The sequence below is a fragment of the Nostoc parmelioides FACHB-3921 genome, from assembly GCF_014696625.1.
Taxonomy (GTDB): Bacteria; Cyanobacteriota; Cyanobacteriia; order Cyanobacteriales; family Nostocaceae; genus Trichormus; species Trichormus parmelioides.
Genome location: NZ_JACJQL010000002.1, coordinates 235,266 through 253,253 on the forward strand (window position 1 = coordinate 235,266; position 17,988 = coordinate 253,253).

16 protein-coding genes are annotated in these 17,988 nt (G+C 41.1%); 7 read left to right on the forward strand and 9 right to left on the reverse strand.

Features of this window, described 5'->3' with window-relative positions; translation table 11 throughout:
* Nucleotides 1-116: 116 nt before the first annotated feature.
* Nucleotides 117-479 (reverse strand): VOC family protein, encoded by a 363-nt coding sequence (locus tag H6G14_RS02880; RefSeq protein WP_190565645.1) that lies wholly within the window; start codon nt 477-479, stop codon nt 117-119.
* 398 nt (nt 480-877) lie between these two features.
* On the opposite strand from H6G14_RS02880, the gene H6G14_RS02885 reads away from it, so the two are divergent.
* Nucleotides 878-1,231 (forward strand): hypothetical protein, encoded by a 354-nt coding sequence (locus H6G14_RS02885; RefSeq protein ID WP_190565646.1) that lies wholly within the window; start codon nt 878-880, stop codon nt 1,229-1,231.
* Here H6G14_RS02885 and H6G14_RS02890 read toward each other — a convergent pair.
* Nucleotides 1,224-1,886 (reverse strand): class I SAM-dependent methyltransferase, encoded by a 663-nt coding sequence (locus H6G14_RS02890; RefSeq protein ID WP_190565647.1) that lies wholly within the window; start codon nt 1,884-1,886, stop codon nt 1,224-1,226. The genes H6G14_RS02885 and H6G14_RS02890 overlap by 8 nt on opposite strands.
* 180 nt (nt 1,887-2,066) lie before the next feature.
* Here H6G14_RS02890 and H6G14_RS02895 point away from each other — a divergent pair, with 180 nt between their 5' ends.
* Nucleotides 2,067-3,161: a tetratricopeptide repeat protein gene (locus H6G14_RS02895; RefSeq protein ID WP_190565648.1), complete on the forward strand. Its 1,095-nt coding sequence runs from the start codon at nt 2,067-2,069 to the stop codon at nt 3,159-3,161.
* 12 nt (nt 3,162-3,173) lie between these two features.
* Here the strand turns inward: H6G14_RS02895 and H6G14_RS02900 are convergent, their stop codons facing one another.
* Entirely contained in the window at nt 3,174-3,959 is a 786-nt protein-coding gene (locus H6G14_RS02900) for a TIGR01548 family HAD-type hydrolase (protein WP_190565649.1), read from the reverse strand.
* 120 nt (nt 3,960-4,079) lie between these two features.
* Nucleotides 4,080-4,754 carry a two-component system response regulator RppA gene (gene rppA / locus H6G14_RS02905; protein ID WP_190565650.1) on the reverse strand — a complete coding sequence of 225 codons (675 nt, stop codon included), beginning with the start codon at nt 4,752-4,754 and terminating at the stop codon, nt 4,080-4,082.
* Between the two features lie 235 nt (nt 4,755-4,989).
* On the opposite strand from rppA, the gene H6G14_RS02910 reads away from it, so the two are divergent.
* A complete protein-coding gene (locus tag H6G14_RS02910) occupies nt 4,990-5,544 on the forward strand; it encodes a hypothetical protein (protein ID WP_242053329.1) in 555 nt (184 codons plus the stop codon).
* A gap of 323 nt (nt 5,545-5,867) precedes the next feature.
* Nucleotides 5,868-6,680, forward strand: a complete 813-nt coding sequence (locus H6G14_RS02915) for a superoxide dismutase (RefSeq protein ID WP_277884298.1) — start codon at nt 5,868-5,870, stop codon at nt 6,678-6,680.
* Nucleotides 6,681-6,891: 211 nt separating this feature from the next.
* Here H6G14_RS02915 and lepA read toward each other — a convergent pair whose 3' ends face one another.
* Nucleotides 6,892-8,703, reverse strand: coding sequence for a translation elongation factor 4 (lepA, locus tag H6G14_RS02920; protein WP_190565652.1), 1,812 nt, complete (start codon nt 8,701-8,703; stop codon nt 6,892-6,894).
* 235 nt (nt 8,704-8,938) lie between these two features.
* Entirely contained in the window at nt 8,939-11,830 is a 2,892-nt protein-coding gene (locus H6G14_RS02925; RefSeq protein WP_190565653.1) for a glycerol-3-phosphate acyltransferase, read from the reverse strand.
* A gap of 261 nt (nt 11,831-12,091) precedes the next feature.
* On the opposite strand from H6G14_RS02925, the gene H6G14_RS02930 reads away from it, so the two are divergent.
* On the forward strand, nt 12,092-12,262 hold the full coding sequence (locus H6G14_RS02930) for a hypothetical protein (protein ID WP_190565654.1): 171 nt from the start codon (nt 12,092-12,094) through the stop codon (nt 12,260-12,262).
* A gap of 179 nt (nt 12,263-12,441) precedes the next feature.
* Here H6G14_RS02930 and H6G14_RS02935 read toward each other — a convergent pair whose 3' ends face one another.
* A complete protein-coding gene (locus tag H6G14_RS02935; protein WP_041455947.1) occupies nt 12,442-12,582 on the reverse strand; it encodes a hypothetical protein in 141 nt (46 codons plus the stop codon).
* Between the two features lie 343 nt (nt 12,583-12,925).
* On the opposite strand from H6G14_RS02935, the gene H6G14_RS02940 reads away from it, so the two are divergent.
* Complete coding sequence (locus H6G14_RS02940) at nt 12,926-13,876, forward strand: SGNH/GDSL hydrolase family protein (protein ID WP_190565655.1); 951 nt, start codon at nt 12,926-12,928, stop codon at nt 13,874-13,876.
* Nucleotides 13,877-14,027: 151 nt separating this feature from the next.
* Here H6G14_RS02940 and H6G14_RS02945 read toward each other — a convergent pair whose 3' ends face one another.
* Both H6G14_RS02945 and H6G14_RS02950 read right to left on the reverse strand, forming a co-directional pair.
* Nucleotides 14,028-14,639 (reverse strand): hypothetical protein, encoded by a 612-nt coding sequence (locus tag H6G14_RS02945; protein ID WP_190565656.1) that lies wholly within the window; start codon nt 14,637-14,639, stop codon nt 14,028-14,030.
* Nucleotides 14,640-14,906: 267 nt separating this feature from the next.
* Nucleotides 14,907-16,496 (reverse strand): helix-turn-helix domain-containing protein, encoded by a 1,590-nt coding sequence (locus H6G14_RS02950; RefSeq protein WP_190565743.1) that lies wholly within the window; start codon nt 16,494-16,496, stop codon nt 14,907-14,909.
* An 898-nt stretch (nt 16,497-17,394) separates the two neighbouring features.
* Here H6G14_RS02950 and fdxB point away from each other — a divergent pair.
* A complete protein-coding gene (gene fdxB / locus H6G14_RS02955; RefSeq protein WP_010996669.1) occupies nt 17,395-17,688 on the forward strand; it encodes a ferredoxin III, nif-specific in 294 nt (97 codons plus the stop codon).
* The last annotated feature ends 300 nt before the right edge of the window (nt 17,689-17,988 follow it).

Here is a 17,988-nt window from a genome sequence, read left to right on the forward strand (position 1 = left end):
ATTCTACCGCCCCTCAGATAAAGACAGAACTAATTCATTGAAAAAAAGAGTAGAAAGTGATTGCAATCTCAAGATGTGATGACTTAACCTGAGTAGGAAAAAATGCTCGGTAACTATCAGCTACGGGTCAATAGTTCTAAATTGTGACCATTTGGGTCGTAGAAATAAAAACCACGTCCTCCTTTTCTATTGTTGATTTCTCCTTTGTTGTGGTGCATGGGGTCGCTACTATACTCCAGACCAGCTTGTTTGATTCTGGCAAAGATAGTATCAAATTCTGCATCGCTGACATGAAAAGCATAATGGTGAGACTCAAATGTTTCTCTGTCATCAAAATCAAGTGTGAGTGTGTCATTAACTCGCACAGCCGCGAAATGACCAACAGATTCGACGTTTAAACCAAACATTTGGGCAAAAAATTGCGCTGATGCTTCTTTATTATGAGCAGGAACTATAGTGTGATTTAAAGAGATTGTCATCGTCTTTTCCCTTCAAAATAGTTTCTAGGCTTAACTCTAGAATGCCTTGTAAAATTTTGATTTGCCCTCCTCATTTAGATAGTATTAGGACTTACGCACACAGGTTGTCTGTTCAGACTGGGTGTAAGGGTGTAGGGGTTTCAAACATTTATACACGCCAGTTTGCTCAAGTCGGGAAACCCGCCCACGCAACTGGCTCCCCTACACCCCTACACCCCTATACCCCTATACCCCTATACCCTTTTCCAAGCCTTGATATTTTGTTTTCATGCGTAAGTCCTAAGTGTTTGTGCATTCGTCAGCATTTACTTTCTCTTCATCTCCTGACTCAGACACACAAGCATATTCTTTTAGAGTACCTTGAAGATATGAGTGTCTATATTAGGAGTGAAGCAATTATGTCTTCATCAACCAAAGAAAAGAAATACTGTAAATGGTTTTGGGATGAAACCCTTGGCGGAGAGTTTGATACTTGGGGTACTAGTACCTACTTTATAGAAGTCATACAGGTAGGTAACGATTTATGCGCTACAAGACAAATAGAAGTTTACGAAAACGGTAATGTCTTGTTTTACGATGACAATCATTTTGCCGATAATTACGGAATGTTGTGTGACAAACCCCTAAGTAAAGCAGATTTACTAGAGTTTGGCATTACAAGAGCCGAGTTTGAACAAATTTGGCAGACAAAAACACCAATCAATAGATTAAGCTGGCTAGCGGAAACTGAACACCATGATATTTCTAATTAGTCCAACTGCGTTTAGCAGTCCAGTGGCGATCGCTTGACTGATAAATCTCCACTCCCGTTAATCCTGCTGTTATAATCAACTGATTAACCTCATCCAATGTCAATGCCGCATGGAGAGAATCACGAAATAATTTTTTCTGATAGTCATCGTATTCATTCCCAATACTTGCTACTAAAGCATTCATCGTTGCTTCATCCTCAGGACGAAATAAATCACGGATAAAAATACCGCCTTGAGGTTTGCAAACGCGCTTAATTTCAGCAAAAAAAGGTAAAGGGTCAGGTAAATGGTGGACTAGACTGTTAGAAACGACCAAATCAAATATGCCATCCTCGTAAGGTAAACGTTTCGCATCCACCAGTTCCAAACGAATATGTTCTTGTAACCCAGACTGCTGGACGTGCTGTGTAGCAATTTGTAGCATATTTTCAGCCATATCAATCGCCACTAACTGCCATTGAGGACGTTTCTGACAGATTAAAATCGGAATCCGCGCGGTACCAGTACCCACATCCAAGACTAAACCATGTTCTGACGGACTAAAAGCCACGGCCTCCTCAGCAAAAGCAGTGTTTACCTCTGTAAAATCCATTGCATCATATTCACTAGCTTCCTCCCAACTATCCATCACTTCTGGTTCTAGTTGTCTCTGCATTGCTAATACCTCTATTCCTATAAGTAAAAACTAGCAAGAAATAGGGACGCTGAGGTTATGGATGGGGAATTGAACTAGTTATTTTACCGAGATGAAAACAATTATCAGTATTTTGTATGAAAGAAGCGGCTAATTTTTGGGAACACTAAATACATCACCCCAGTTATCAGGAATTGGTCAATGTCAAACGGTGAAGGGAACAACAGCATTAACAATCAGGTTCCTGTGCAAGTTGCCAAATATCCCAAACAAGTAAGGCGCAACACAATTACTCACGAATTTGACCAAGGTGAGCCGAAAGAATCATTGGCTTCTCCAGAAAACGACAATCACTCATCACAGGCATCCAAGTTACTGCGGCAAGGAATTCAACAACAGCAGGCTGGAGACTTAATAGCAGCCATCAAGTCCTTACAGCAATCCCTGGAGATGTTTCAGCTAGCCAGGGATGTCAAACAACAAGAACAAGTCCTATCGTTGCTGGCATTAATCACTTACACCTCAGGAGATTATAGAAATGTTATTGCTTACTGCCAAAAGTGTTTATCCTTGACAGACACCCCAGATTTATCAGTAAGGATGCAAATACTATCTCATTTGGGTAATGCGTACCGTCATCTGAACGACTACAACAAAGCCATTGAGTTTCTCGAAGCGTGTTTGCAACTAACTCAGAAGTCGCAGGATAAACGCAGTCAAGTTGCAGCCTTAAATAATTTGGGATTAGTGTATAAAGCTTCTGGTAATTTTCATCAAGCAATTGCTTATCAAGAACAAAGCCTCATTATTGTTGAAGAACTCAAAGATAGCTGGGGCATAGAACAAGTCCTGAAAAATCTAGGCAATACTTGGTATGCTTTGGATAATTACCCAAAAGCGATCGCCCACTACGAAAAATGTGTCAAAATAGCACTCTCTTTAAATAATCCTCGTAGTGCTGCTCAAGTATTGAAAAATTTGGGTAATGCTTGCTATGCGATCGGCGATTATGCTAAAGCCATTAAATACTATGAAAAACGCTGGCAATTAGCTAGAGACCTGAAAGATAAGCGTAGTGAAGAACAGTCTCTTGGTAGTTTAGGTGTTGCTTGTGAAGCTTTAGGTGACCATAACAGAGCTATTACATACTATGAAGCACGCCTATTGTTAGCCAGAAGCATCAAAGACCGACGCATTGAAGAACAAGCTCTTGCCAGTCTGAAAATAGCTTGTTATGCCTTAGGGGATTATGCCAAAGCCATGCAATATGAACAAGGAACATCTAGCAGTACTTAAACTACATACGATTCATTGATACAATAAATCTTGTATTTGTGCTGGATTTAACTGTTCAACATTACTCAAAACTACTGCTGCACCGGCTGTTACTAGTGTTTGTGCATACGCTTCTCGACGGGCTGCTGTTTCTTGGACATGAGGCGGTAAGATACCTACTCCAATCCAAGTACGGTGAGGTTTGAGTTCTCTAGCCTTGCTGACTGTGTACATATCTGCTACCGTGTCTCCGACATAGAGAATTACTGATTTTTCCTCTAGCCCATCCTCTAACTGCTTAACAGTTGCAAAAAGGCCTGTGGGGTCTGGTTTACCTGGTGCATCTTCCATTGCAATGAGTACAGGAGATTGTAAACCCAGACGTTGTGTTAAAACATAGTTAGCAGAACCACGAGTAGCACCGCTAAAAAATCCCCAAGCAATACCCGCTTGTGTAAGTTGTTCTAAATAACTTGGTTGTAATAATAACGGTTCATCACAGATATATCCCGTCCAATTGTCTGGGTCTGGGCCACGATAACGGGATTGAAAAAAGGCAACTATAGTGTTGTAGTCTAGTCGCAATTGTTCACGGGGTGTTCCTTGCGCTGCAAAGTAACGGGAAATTAATTCTTGAGACGCTTCCCAGTCGTTATTCCAAATACCTTCGGATTTCAGTTCGTCAATTTCTAAAGAGGTGGGACGATAAGCCTGGTTTGTAAAATACTCTACCGTGTCTGCTAAAGCTCGACGATAGGAACCACCAACATCACGGATAACTCCATCTATATCAAATACTGCGATCGCTTTTGTAGTCATCAGAATTGGTCATGGATAATGGGTAATAGGTAATGGGTATTAGTCATGTTCTCCAGCTTTACCTAGTTCCCAATTCCCAGTCCCTATCTTTTACGCAATTATCCCATTGATTGACAATATTTAATATTGTGGATTTAGGCGATAACCCATACCATAAACTGTTCTAATCCACTCTGCTGCATCTACTTGCTGCAAACGGTGTCGCAGCTTGCGTACCAGAACCGTTAAAGCATTGCTTTCTGGTTCCATCCCCCACTCCCACAGGGCTTCTTCTATCTGGCTGCGAGTTAAAACCTGATTGGGGTGACGCATGAGATATTCGAGTAATCTTGCTTCACGGGGAGATAGCTCGACTGTGACTTGCTCTCGTTCTACGGTTAAATATGCTAGATGTAATTGTAAGTCTGCAACACGCAAACTGTCTCCTTGCCAATTAGGGACTCGCCTTGCTAAAGCACGAACCCGCGCCAAAAGTTCCACCAGGTCTGCGGGTTTGACGAGATAATCGTCTGCACCAGCATCTAAACCCATCACTTTGTCTGGTGTGGTGTCTTTAGCCGTTAGCATCAATATAGGTGCAGTTTTACCCGCACAACGATACTGGCGGCATAAACTTAACCCGCTTATTGTGGGTAGCATCCAATCTAAAATTAATAGATCATAATCTTTTTGGGAAATCAACCATTCGGCTATTTCTCCGTCTTCCGCCGTATCTACAATATAGCCAGCTTCCGATAGTATACCTTGTAATGGCTCTGATTGTTCATAATCATCTTCCACTAATAATATTCGCATAATATCTTTGGGGATGGGACTTTCAGATCCTTTTTAATAAAGAATAAGTGTTCTTATATCTATCATCATTACTATCCCAATTTTAGATTGTGATTTGTTCGACCAGTAGATAGATTATATATCTATCTACTGGTAGTTTTACGGGGGAACTGATAAATTTTCTTAGCCCTTATTAGTAATCGAATACTGCTTTTCTTTAAAAATTACATCCATGCCTGATCTTCGTCCACAGATTTTGCTGATTATTCTGTCCCTTTTGCTGCTAGGTATTACCTTTTGGACTGGTAGTGATTTGTTAACTAAGCACTTATTAGCTTTGTCTTACAGGACAATAGATAAATTACAAGCTGATCAGATGACACAAGTGATATTTATGATGAGTTTTACGGTGCTAGATACTCAAATAGAGCAAGACAAAACCCTAACTAAAGTTAATATTAATATTGGTAATTCTCTGCTTAAAAGTGTAGAAATGGAATTTCCTAAATCCAACTTTGATGAGGTAGCGATCGCCAAAACATTTGGATTGTATCCCCAAGTAAAAAAGATAAAAAATAATCAACCACTGACAGTAAATATTCCTGTGGTTTTGAAGGCAATTAAGGCTGAAATTAAACAAGAAAAAAAATTAACCTTTGTTGAAGTAATAACTGCCAATAAGTCACTGATAAAGTTGAACTTCTTATTTCCAACCACCGAAATAAATATGATAGAGTCAATGACTACTCAAGTATTAAATCTTCAGTCTGAAGATGTGAAAAAGCTAGTACGTTATCAAATGAGAAGATAATCAATATGGACTAGCTTTATAGCTAGGAACAATAAAACCAATTCTTAATTTGCAAGAGTTGCGGCAGGGCTAACGCCAACGCAATTAATTTAGCTAGCCACAATTCCACTCGGTTGTCAGCATTATTCTTTGAAGAAAATCGGATGGTCGTATTACTTATTATCTATTAACTCTGAATCCAGATTACGTTATTGTGTTTTAAGCGCCATATTAAGCCCAATTTCTCTAGCAATTATTCAGTCTTTGCTATTAAGAATTTTGGCACCGACTATATAAGCAGAGCGTATCGTAGCTCAATTTAAGAACAAATAAGAGGCAACAACATGAAATCATCCCTGCGGCAACGGTTTATTGGCTTTTTCATGATAATTCTCGTGACATCTATGCTTTATGCTTGCGAACCTCAAGAAGCAGCAAATTCCCTCCCAACTAATGTAGCAACTCCTGTACAAACCACTGCGCCCACAACAGATAAACGTTCCATAGGTTTTCTAGACCGCCAACTGGGGACGAATCCAGCCGAGTTACCGCCCTTACCTTACGGTTATGATGCCCTAGAGAAAGCTATCGATGCAGAAACCATGAAACTGCATCACGATAAACATCATGCGGCTTACGTTAATAACCTTAATAATGCGTTGAAGAAGCATCCAGAACTGCAAAATAGTAGTGTAGAAGCTTTACTGCGGGATTTGAACAGTGTACCTGAAGATATTCGCAACACAGTACGTAACAATGGTGGCGGACATCTCAACCATACAATTTTCTGGCAAATCATGAGTCCTGATGGCGGTGGAGAACCGACAGGAGACATCGCCCAAGAAATCAACCAAACCTTTGGCAATTTTGAAGAGTTCAAAAAACAGTTTAACAAAGCAGGAGGCGATCGCTTTGGTAGTGGTTGGGTTTGGTTAGTGCGAAATCCCCAAGGACAGTTACAGATTGTCAGCACTCCTAATCAAGATAGCCCTATCACAGAAGGTTCATATCCAATCATGGGGAATGATGTTTGGGAACACGCTTATTACCTAAGATATCAAAACCGTCGTCCTGAGTATTTAAATAACTGGTGGAATGTAGTTAATTGGACGGAAATTAACAAACGCGCCCAAGCTTCACGACAAAGTAATTCGTAATAGCCTATGGCTTCTCTATTTTCGCGTAGCGTGTCGTAGACAGAATAAAAAAATCTCCAAAATGTAGAAGGTACATTCTGCCCTTCTACATTCTTGGTCAGCGCGATTGTGATTAAATGCGCTGTATGATTTCCTGATGGTTTCCCTAATGCAGATACGTAAGATGAGACATCCAGGCTAGTTAGCTGAGTCAGGCACTAGGCTATAGTCGTTAACTTTGATCCAAACGCAATACAGCCATAAAAGCTTCCTGGGGTACATCGACTGTACCAACAGATTTCATCCGCTTTTTACCTTTTGCTTGTTTCTGCAAGAGTTTCTTCTTCCGGCTAATGTCACCGCCATAACATTTGGCGAGTACATCTTTACGCAAGGCGGGGATGTGTTCGCTGGCGATGACTTTGCTACCAATAGACGCTTGAATGGGGACTTTGAATTGATGGCGGGGAATTAATTCCTTGAGTTTCTCCGCCATTGAACGTCCCACACCATAGGCTTTATCTCGGTGAACAATCATGGCTAAGGAATCGACAGGATCACCATTAATCATGATGTCCAACTTCACCAAGGGGTTTTCGCGGTAGCCAATGAGGTGATATTCCATACTGGCATAACCACGCGATCGCGATTTCATTTGGTCGAAAAAGTCGGTAACAACTTCCGCCAAAGGAATTTCGTAGGTGAGGGTGGTACGTCCTTGGGTGAGATATTTCATATCTTTGAAAATACCCCGGCGATTTTGCGACAACTCCATCAAAGTGCCGACATAGGTTTCCGGTGTAATCATTTCCACCTTGACGTATGGTTCCTCAATCCTTTCGCGATCGTTGGGGGCTGGTAAATGGCTAGGATTATCTATATACAGTTCTTCGCCTTTGGTGGTGATGACTTTATACACCACGGAGGGGGCTGTAATAATTAAATCTAAGTCATACTCTCGTTCCAAGCGTTCCTGGACGATTTCCATGTGCAGCAAACCCAAGAACCCGCAACGGAAGCCAAAACCCATCGCGCTGGAAGTTTCTGGTTCGTATTGCAGTGCGGCATCATTTAGCCTCAGTTTCTCTAAAGCTTCCCGCAAATCTTCAAATTGGTCAGCATCGATGGGGAACATTCCACAAAAAACCATTGGATTGGCTTCTGTGTAACCCGGTAAAGCTTCTGGGGCTTTGGCGCTGCATAAAGTGATTGTGTCACCCACCCGCGCATCAGCTACTGCTTTAATGGCTGCACCGAAATAACCCACTTCCCCCGCGTGGAGTTCATCCACGGGTTTTTGGGTGGGAGAAAGAACACCTAATTCATCAATTTCGTATTCTTTCTCGGAAGCCATGAGATAGACGCGATCGCCTTTTTTCACGGTTCCATCCATCACCCGGAAGTATACAATGACACCACGATAGATGTCATAGTAACTATCGAAGATTAATGCTCGTAAGCGCTGATCAACTGTATTGGGTGGTGGTGGTATACGCTCAACAACGGCTTCAAGAATTTCATTAATACCGATTCCTTCTTTAGCAGAAGCGAGAATTGCCCCACTGCAATCTAGACCAATAATTTCTTCAATTTCACCGATTACCCGGTCTGGTTCTGCCCCCGGTAAGTCGATTTTGTTGAGAACTGGGATAATTTCTAGATTATGTTCAAGAGCTAAATACACATTTGCCAGAGTTTGCGCCTCAACCCCTTGAGATGCGTCTACCACTAGCAAAGCGCCCTCACACGCCGCCAAACTGCGGGAAACTTCATAAGAAAAGTCCACATGGCCAGGCGTATCAATTAAATTCAGTACATACTGCTGCCCATCTTTGGCTTGATAATTCATCCGGGCAGCTTGCAGCTTAATTGTAATGCCGCGCTCCCGTTCCAAATCCATGTTGTCGAGAAACTGTTCCTTCATTTGCCGCTCGTCAACAGTGCCAGTGGCTTGCAGTAAGCGATCGGCCAGGGTAGATTTCCCATGATCGATGTGAGCAATAATACAAAAATTGCGAATGCGAACTGCGGGAACGTCAGTCATATACTAATCTGTGCTGAAGCAGCAACCAAGGTTAAAAGAGCATTTTACTTCATGTATTTTAATGCTTTATTAGTCAACGCGCATTAAGAAGGCAAAAGGTGGAACAATTCAAAATTCAAAATTCAAAATTCAAAATACTCTGCGGCTACTCCTGCGGAGAACTCGAAGAGTAGGCTGCGCCAACAAAATTCAAAATTAGGAATCAATGACTTACCCACCACTCCCTACACTCTAATCATTCTGGTCGTAAATCGTTGGATAGTTCCACAATCCCCCTAGAACCGTCGATTCTGACTCGTTGACCATCTTGCAGAATCCAGGTTGCGCCTTTAACATCCATCACCGCAGGTATACCATATTCTCGTGCGACGATCGCCCCGTGGGAAAGTCTACCGCCGGCTTCAGCAACTAATCCTCCGGCTCTAACTAACAAAGGGGCCCAGCCGGAATCTGTATAAGGTACTACCAGTATTGTATCTTTGTCGATGTCTGGTAAGTTCTGTAAGTTTCGCACCACTTTGATTCTGCCTTCGGCTTGTCCGTGACTGGCGGCAATACCTTGTAATATTTGGTCAGAGTATACGTCTGTGGTTTCTGAAGGATGAGGGGGTATATTGCCGTAGACTACCAGGGGGACTTGTTCAATTTGACTGTCTTGGTGGAATTGCGATCGCCTAAATTGGATTAGTTCGTTTAAGCTAACTCTTAACTCATCATTGGTATCTGCTAATAAATCTCGTAATTCATCGAGTTCTAAAAAGAAGATATCGCCTACTTCCTTCAATACACCCGATTTCAGCAGAATTTTTTCTAAAGCCACGAATCGCCACCGTAATTCGGCTAATAGCCGGGAATAAAGCTCGGTGACTCGCCCTTTAATATCTACTCGTCGTTGTACAGTCCCGCGTTTGCGTTTCGGTGCGACAACTTTCTTGGCTTCTAATTCGGCTTTTTCTGGCTCACTGAGTTGAATTAACTGGACAAATAACTGTTTGATGGGTTGGGGGTCTTCTTTCCAAGTGGGGACAGCAATATTTGTGCCGACATCACTCAAATAACCGTAATCTTCCAATAGTTCGTTAAATTCATACAGAATTTTTTCTCCCCCTGGGACTTGCGCCAATTTATCGAAGACTTGCTCAGGTTCACACTCTGGTAATACCTGTTTAGCATCTACAGCTAAAGCTCTCAGTGAGCGTAAAGCGGCTACTTCTGGGGTGACGCTGTTATCAATTTGCTCATCTTTCACCCGAAAAATTCCCTGTCTGATGGCGGCACTCAGGGGAGCTAAAATACTGTAATAAGTACCACGGCGCATCAATTCTAGGTTGAAATCAATCCCGGCTAGCAGTTCCTCTATCTCTTGTTCCTCTAGGGACACATTGGCTAATTGAGATAACCCCGGAATAAATACCTTTTGGTAATCTTGTTTAAAGTCTTTTTCTAAATTGAGTTCCTGTTTCAGTAACTTGAGTAATCCCGGCAGATTTTGTAAGGTTGACTGCAACGGTGGTTTACTGATTTTTGCACCTCTTGTTAAAAACTCTAAACTTTCTGGCGGTAATCCCATTCTCAGGAAAATTTCTCCCAGAAGAGAGGCATTAAAATAAGCTCTAGAATAGTGCAGGGTTGCCGTTTCTGTAAAATCTAATCCTGTAGAGCGATCGCCTAATACTATCGTAAAAATATCACCCCAAACGCCACAAGTTAAGGGACGATTAATTGACCAAGTTAAGGGATGCACCACACCAGGAATCACTTCTGCCGCGATTTTCCTTGTCCAGATGGGTAATAAGGTCGTGATTGGTCTTGCTTGCAATAACCACAAGGTTTGTCCGTCGTAACTCCACTCGATATCTTGCGGTACTCCCAAGTAACGCTTTTCTAGCCGACGAGCTAAGTAAGCCACTTGTTTAATTAATGCCTGTGGTACTCGTCCTGTACCTTCTAGTTTTACCGAAGACAAATTATCTGCCTCCAGTACAAAAGCCCGATATTGTTCTGGTGTGACTTTGCCAGAAACAACTTGAGTAGGGCTACCAGGTAAAGCTTCGATAATCACCGCATCACCTTGCTGGGTAATAGGATCACGGCTAAAAGCTACCCCAGAATAGGCACTTTGGACTTGTTGTTGAATCAGGACTGACATGGCTGTGTCGGGTAGACCGCGATCGCGCCGATACTGCACAGCCGGTGGATAATGATATGATTCTCTGACTTCTGTAATGGCTTGTTGTAGTTGCTGATAACTGGCAACTTGTAAAACTGTTAAATATTGCCCAGCCGCCGAAGCCTGTTCTGAGTCTTCCCCAATGGCGGAAGAACGGACAACTAGGGGTGATAATTCGGAAGGTTGGAGAAACTCTAATAATTTTTCTGGATCATCACCAGGGGTGAGTACCCAACCCTTGGGTACTTGATAACCCCAGCGCTTAATTTGAGATAAAGTAGCGGCTTTTTGTCCCACGATCGCCGGATCTAACTCATCATCTAAACTGAGGATGATATCTTGGCCTTGTAAATATTCAAATGCGCCTTGTGACTCTGAATCTACCTCTTGGGAAGACAAATCCAAGTCGTCAGGAATTTTTTTATAAATCCACCATAACAATCCCGCTAGTGCTACAGCACTAATGATTTTAGGAAAGTCTTCGGCGTGGAGAAGCACCACAAATAAAGGAAACACAAATAAGACCCCGTACTTTACCACATTTCTCGACTGCAACAGGGTGAAGCTGATAATTGCCAATAGACTCACAAAGATTGTGAGCAGGGGATCATGTACTAATAATCCCCAAACGACGTTGGTTGTCCCCGCCCCTCTGCCCATAAAGTACCTGCCGAGTACCAAAGCTATCAGGGAAAGCAATTCCCAAAATGACCCCTCAGGGAAAAAAGCACGAGCAAGATAAATTGCGGCGACTCCTTTGAGGGCTTCTGATACTACCGCTAAAATCCCTGCAATTGTTCCACCGTGGTAAAAGGCTGCGGAGACACTGATATTTCTTGTACCTATTTGAGCTAAACGTCTCTTCTTGAGCGCGTAAGTAATCCAAGCAATTACAGGTAACGCGCCCAAGAAGGGACAGACAATTAATATAACTAAGGCACCCCAAAGTTCTCTCATTTATGAATTTTTGATTTGAGATTAATCTTGCACTTAAAACCTCAAATCTTCAATATCTAAAGTTTTTCTACAATTTTGGCTGCTGATTCTGGGGATGTTGTTAGTCGCTTGATGAACACACATGATGGAAATTTATGAGGACTCACCAAAGAGAGCAGGGGAGGCAGGGGAAGAAGAGAAGCAGGGGGGGAAAGAAAATACCTCTCCTGCTCAGAAGTGGTCTCTGTTGCCCCTGTCTTGAAAAGTTGAGCCACTGCGTTGGTGAGGCAGTCCGATCTTGGGGGTTTCCCCCAGAAGGAACTGCCGAAAGGGTTCCCCGACTTGTGGCAAGTGGCGTTCCTACGGCGGGAAACCCCTCCGGGTTCACCAGTTGCCTACGGAGGGAAACCCTCCTACAGCACTGGACTCACCGCCTACAGAACTTTTCGCTAAATTTATTTATGAGAAAGAAAAAAAGATGTATTTCCAGACACGTAGCGCCAGAAATACGGCATCCCTACTGGAAGCCCCTAAATTTATTTATGGGATTTGCATCCCCTGCTCCCCCTGCCTTCTCCTGTCACGCAATGAAAACTTATGAGGTTTCAGTGTCCCTCTAAGCTATTACACGCTCAGTTGAGTGCGTAAGCTGCTTGTAACGCCCAAATAATCAAACCAGCGATCGCTCCCAACAGTAATACTGTAGAGACGGTGACGACTTTAGGGGAATCGGCCCCTTCAAATTTCATAATTCCGCGATTTAAGTCGGACATAACTTTGTAATCCTCCTTTTTGACTGGGCTAATTTACCCGTTTTGATTTTAGTCTTTCTATTCGCTGATCAGGCGAAATTACTAATAATATTTTGTTTAAGCTTTGCAACATTTCCATCACCAATTTTACTTACTTCTTTAGACTAGTTGTTCAGTTTTATACGAAAAAATCATGCTTAAGGAATAGGGAATAGGTAATGAGGAATTGAGCAAAAGTCTATGTTCGCTAAATTTGAGGGGAAATTTTCAATCAAATGAGCGTAATCTTTTATTGAAAAAAATCAGTATAATCATTTACTTTAAATTTAGTTGTTTTCCGCGTTTAAGGAAAGGTTGGTGATAAATGAAATTAGTATTAACAATGATTTCGCTAATAACCATAGGATTACTAGCGCTGGAGATAGGGTTGCGATCGCTTTTTGGTTTTGGTAATCCTTTGGTTTACATCGGGGATCAGCACATTGGTTACTTGTTGGCTCCTAACCAGCGTACCCGTCGCTTTGGTAATCGCATAGAAATTAATGAATATTCTATGCGTAGTGCTGCGATCGCGAAGACACCTGCACCCGCCACGCTACGGGTTCTACTGTTGGGGGATTCGATTATTAACGGCGGTTGGTGGACAGATCAAACGAATACAATCTCCAATTTGATGACAGTTTCCCTTAGTTCATCAACTCATGACAATTATCGCCAAGTAGAGGTACTGAATGCTTCGGCTAATTCCTGGGGGCCGAGAAACGAGCTAGCTTACTTGCAACGTTATGGTAACTTTCATGCCCAGGTAATTGTGTTAGTACTGAATACTGATGATTTATTTGCCACTGCACCGACATCTTTACCAGTAGGACGCGATCGCAACTATCCAGACAAAAAACCTCCCCTAGCATTAGTAGAAGTATGGCAGCGTTACATCCAAAAACCCCAGTCAATCCCAGAATTAGCCGCATTACAGAAAGAAGGGGGCGATCGTGTAGAGATTAATCTAGATGCGATTGGTAAAATTCAAGCATTCGCTCATGAAAACAATAGCCAATTTCTGCTAGTGATGACTCCCTTATTACGAGAACTAGGTGAACCTGGCCCCCGTGATTACGAAATCACAGCACGTCAACGCCTAAAGGACTTTACTCAGTCCCAGGAGATGAAATATATAGATTTTTTACCAATATTCAACGCCACAAATAACTTCAAAGCCTTATACAGAGACCATATTCATCTAAGCTTACAAGGCAATCAGCTAGTCAGTAAAGAAATTGAGCAAGCGATCGCTTCTCTTACTCATACAAAATAGGATGCTTATTTGATTTTGGCAATACATACTCTACACAATTGTGAATTATAGCCATAGCCAGATAGATTCGGACATCCAGCCAAGATGAAAACCTGACAATAAAAGGCTTTCAAGTCTGTCAACAGACAACAGTCAACAGTCAACAGCTATACTAATTATTGTCCCGAATCCACAGCGCTAAACCGCCCCCACGTCCACGGGCGGCAATAAAATCCTGTGTCACTATAAAGAAAGCAAAAAATGCTTGTTTAGCTATGGATTGGCTGTAAAAGTCTTCGTAATTACCTTTTCCAGAACGAATGTTTTGTTGGTAAAGTTTCTGACCAAATACATGAATATACATTTGGGTAAAGTCAAAAGCTAAAAGATTTTTCTTACCTAAATATTTAGCCGGGCCTGTAAGTTTCAATAATAATGATCCCAACTGTACATGGTTGCCAACTTCTCCTCTGTTAACATCCTCTGTTGAACCAGAATTGAAGGATATATAAATTTTGGTAAATTGGGGTACATACCAACCCTTACCTAAAATTATTCCCCCGCGTTTTTGCGCTTTTTTCGTCCCTGTTGCAAAACACAATCGCCATTGTCCAACTAAACTATAAAAATCATAAGTTAGGTGTTGTTTTTTAGCCGATGTTTCTGCTTGTAACAAAGCATTTACTATTACCTCTGGCTGGGGACGATTTTTGTTTTGCTCACGATAAGCAGCCGCCGCTTCCCATAAAATATTAACAAAGCTGTCTGTAGTGGTAGATGTCAAGTCGCTTCGCTCCAATTCAAAATTCAAAATTTAAAACCAAAATTTAAAACAATTATGGGCAATGCCCATCCCACGAAATAATAGGCTTTTTAGCTTGATAATTTTAACGATAAGCAAGTGATATAAAATGTGAATATATAGATTTTAACTGATTTATGTGTGTTTTGTGATTGGATAATTATAAATAACCGCCGATTAATAATGATAATTTGAGACTAAATAACAACAGACATCGACGGTTTAATTTATGAAATTGCTGCTTATTGCTTAAGCAATGTGTAACACTTTGCGTAAAAGAGTTTGGTCTTCTAGCTTCGCTTTTAAGCGACCATTTTCTATGTCCCGAATCCAGCTTTGGCTTTTACCAGTGAGCTTTGCTAATTCCCGTTGAGATAAATTCAAACTTTTGCGAGCTTGCAAAATTTGCTCACCAACTAAATCTCCTGCGGTTTTTATTTTTTGTCTACTCTTAGCAGTTCGCCGTTGTTTTTTTTCTGATTCAGCAATTTGTCTTTCCCATTCTGGTGGTAATTCAAAGGATAAAATGCGTGCATTCATCAACAGATTCCATTTGCCACGGGGGCCACTATCAGTGAGGCGAGTTTCACCCCCAGCATCATTAATCCAAAACTCTAATGCTTCGTCGGGGTCTTCAGGAATATCTACTAATTTCGCCCATAGGGGTTGGATAGCAGGAGGATAAGTGATGGGATCGAAGATGGGTTTAATTCCTAAATGATTTAGTACTTCTAAATCATTTTCAAATGTCCGCAATAGGCGTTTGCGTTCTTCTCGATGTCTAGTAGCAAGGTTGACTTTTTCTTGACCATAAGCAATGCGTAGTAAGGTAGGAACTGTGATGCGTTGTTCCTTGCCCATTTTGGTTTTAAATAATAACCACAGCATTAATCTTACGGCTCCTTCGTGCTGCTGCCAAATACTCATGACGGTGGTTAACAGGGTTTTGGGTAGGCTACCATATTGATAGAATGCAGTGCGTTCTTTGCATCCTTGTTTGTTTAAGAAATATTGGCTCCATGTCCCGGCTTTGACTTTAAATGTTAGCCCAACAAGATATTTACAACCCAATTTATCTTCTTGAAAGTGGTGCTGAATACTTACTAAGTCCCACAAGCGGCTATTGGCGACTGAAAATCCCTTGACTTGTCCTTGCTGAGGCCAGTCCATAGAAATAATAAGTGAGCAAGCTTGCTGCACAAGATTTTTCATTAGGGCTAGTTTGGCAGCTTTGCTCAGGTCTTTGCGTTTCTCTAAACCTAAATATTTTTCTAGCTGTCGTTCGTCAATGGTAAACTCCTGTTCCCAAGGTTTATCTAAGGCTGTGGCGTGGGCAGCTAGAATTAAATGGATACAAGCGGCTCTAATATCGAATGCCTCAATGGCTGCTACATCTTTGGCCTTTTCGCTGACTTGAAACGGGTCTTGGATATGAAAGGCAATTTTTCCTCGTCCTTGGTTGACTGCTCGACTGTAGCAGAGATAGCCTGCTTCGTCAGTTTCCCAGTTCAGGGCTGTACGTTGCGCGAGTAGGTTGCAGGCTTCCCAAATTGCGATCGCCGATGCAAATGGGTTATTCTTCCCATTAGAAAATAAGTCTGGGCTAGTTGCATCTCGTGGTTCCACTTTACATCTCCCCTTCTTTGCTTGCCACGGTATGGGGGATTTGACTGGACAAGCTATCACGCACTGCGGTTCAGCATGATAACCCTCACAATTATTACAAAGAGAGGGATCTATCCAGTATTGATTGTTTTCGATTTTGATTGCACCCGTAGGACATTGGGGACGGCAGTTGTCACATCCAACGCAACTGTTGTTAGGAATTGTATAAGGCATATAACTTTCTTCCCACCCTAATCGTTGAGATGTTTGGCTCAAGTTTCCCCCTGGATGTGTCCTGTTGATTAATAACTAACCATTTACTTCATTAGCTACCCAGCAAAAATATTTGATTCTTGCCGAAATAATTGCTCACATCCATCTTGAGATTTTGCATCCAATTGGAAGCTATTTCAGACTTTGCACTAGAGCCTAAGATTACTTCTTCATTCAATAAACATTTCATAGCTAGTTTGATAAATTTGTTCATAATGAGCCTACAAATGGTTTTAAAGAATTTAAAAAATACTTCGCTTGCGAACATTTGTTTAAGCCTTATTCCCTTAACCAAAATAGCTCTGGCGAACATTTACATTTAGTAAAAATGTGATTAATCATCATTATTAATAGCCCTAATATTTCACGTGGATTAATTATCTTTCCTGAAGATAGCCAATGACATGGATAATTTGATTGGTTGTCAACAATTTAACCCCCAATCCTGTATATTTAAAGACTGTTTATATAGAAAATATAATCAATTTATTAAAGACTAATGATAAATGTCATTTTCTTCCTTACAAATCATGACATTTTAAAAATATAACTATGTAGCATCTTGTATTTGCAAATACCTCTTGGCTACATAAGTCAATTATTGAAACTAATCTATTATAGTAAGTTTCTTACAGGATAAAATCAATAAGTATTTACACATTAAATACATTTAAGAAATTAATAATAAACTTTCTCATTAACACTTGAATCACAAATGCAACCAAAAAATTGTATAAAGTCAGGAAATTTTGATTCTCGCAAATTAATAGATTAACAACAAAAGAAATAGATAATATTAAGTTAAGATGATGATTAAAGCACTGGGAAATTTATTGGCATAATTGCCAGGAGAATATACATGGCGGTACTCACAGGATTGACCTTTGGAGGCAACACTTGGACACCTAAATTTGCCGAATCAATTGACAAAGATAAATGTATCGGTTGTGGCAGATGTATTAAGGTATGTGGTTATCCTGTGTTGGATTTGAAAGCACTCAATGAAGAAGGTGAATTTGTAGAAGATGAGGAAGATGATGAAATCGAGCGCAAAGTGATGGTAGTTGCTCATCCAGAAAACTGTATTGGATGTCAAGCTTGTGCGCGGATTTGTCCTAAGAACTGCTACACACACAACCCTTTAGAAAATTAAGTTTTTCACCATAGGACATGATTATTCGCAAGGTAATAAGAGGGGAAGACAGAATTCAAAATTCAAAATAGCCTACGGCAAGGCTACGCCAACAAAATTCAAAACCTGGAGAATTTGAAGGATGATATATTGAATTTTGTTTTGTTTCTGTACCAAAAAATACCGAGAATTAGCGAAAAGTTCACGGTAAACAAACTCGTAAATCACTAACTGTTAAATATTAAACAAAGCATACTTGCTGTTAAAAATAATTGTGTCTTTTTGATGTCAGTAGCTTTGGAGAAGTAGAAGCTACTGGGG

Bases quoted from the DNA above. Each gene is read 5' to 3' on its own strand.
- fdxB (WP_010996669.1), top strand. From the start codon at position 17,395: ATGGCGGTACTCACAGGATTGACCTTTGGAGGCAACACTTGGACACCT.
- H6G14_RS02890 (WP_190565647.1), bottom strand. From the start codon at position 1,886: ATGCAGAGACAACTAGAACCAGAAGTGATGGATAGTTGGGAGGAAGCT.
- H6G14_RS02935 (WP_041455947.1), bottom strand. From the start codon at position 12,582: ATGTCCGACTTAAATCGCGGAATTATGAAATTTGAAGGGGCCGATTCC.
- H6G14_RS02925 (WP_190565653.1), bottom strand. From the start codon at position 11,830: ATGAGAGAACTTTGGGGTGCCTTAGTTATATTAATTGTCTGTCCCTTC.
- H6G14_RS02900 (WP_190565649.1), bottom strand. From the start codon at position 3,959: ATGACTACAAAAGCGATCGCAGTATTTGATATAGATGGAGTTATCCGT.
- rppA (WP_190565650.1), bottom strand. From the start codon at position 4,754: ATGCGAATATTATTAGTGGAAGATGATTATGAACAATCAGAGCCATTA.
- H6G14_RS02915 (WP_277884298.1), top strand. From the start codon at position 5,868: ATGAAATCATCCCTGCGGCAACGGTTTATTGGCTTTTTCATGATAATT.
- H6G14_RS02880 (WP_190565645.1), bottom strand. From the start codon at position 479: ATGACAATCTCTTTAAATCACACTATAGTTCCTGCTCATAATAAAGAA.
- H6G14_RS02950 (WP_190565743.1), bottom strand. From the start codon at position 16,496: ATGCCTTATACAATTCCTAACAACAGTTGCGTTGGATGTGACAACTGC.
- H6G14_RS02885 (WP_190565646.1), top strand. From the start codon at position 878: ATGTCTTCATCAACCAAAGAAAAGAAATACTGTAAATGGTTTTGGGAT.
- lepA (WP_190565652.1), bottom strand. From the start codon at position 8,703: ATGACTGACGTTCCCGCAGTTCGCATTCGCAATTTTTGTATTATTGCT.
- H6G14_RS02895 (WP_190565648.1), top strand. From the start codon at position 2,067: ATGTCAAACGGTGAAGGGAACAACAGCATTAACAATCAGGTTCCTGTG.
- H6G14_RS02940 (WP_190565655.1), top strand. From the start codon at position 12,926: ATGAAATTAGTATTAACAATGATTTCGCTAATAACCATAGGATTACTA.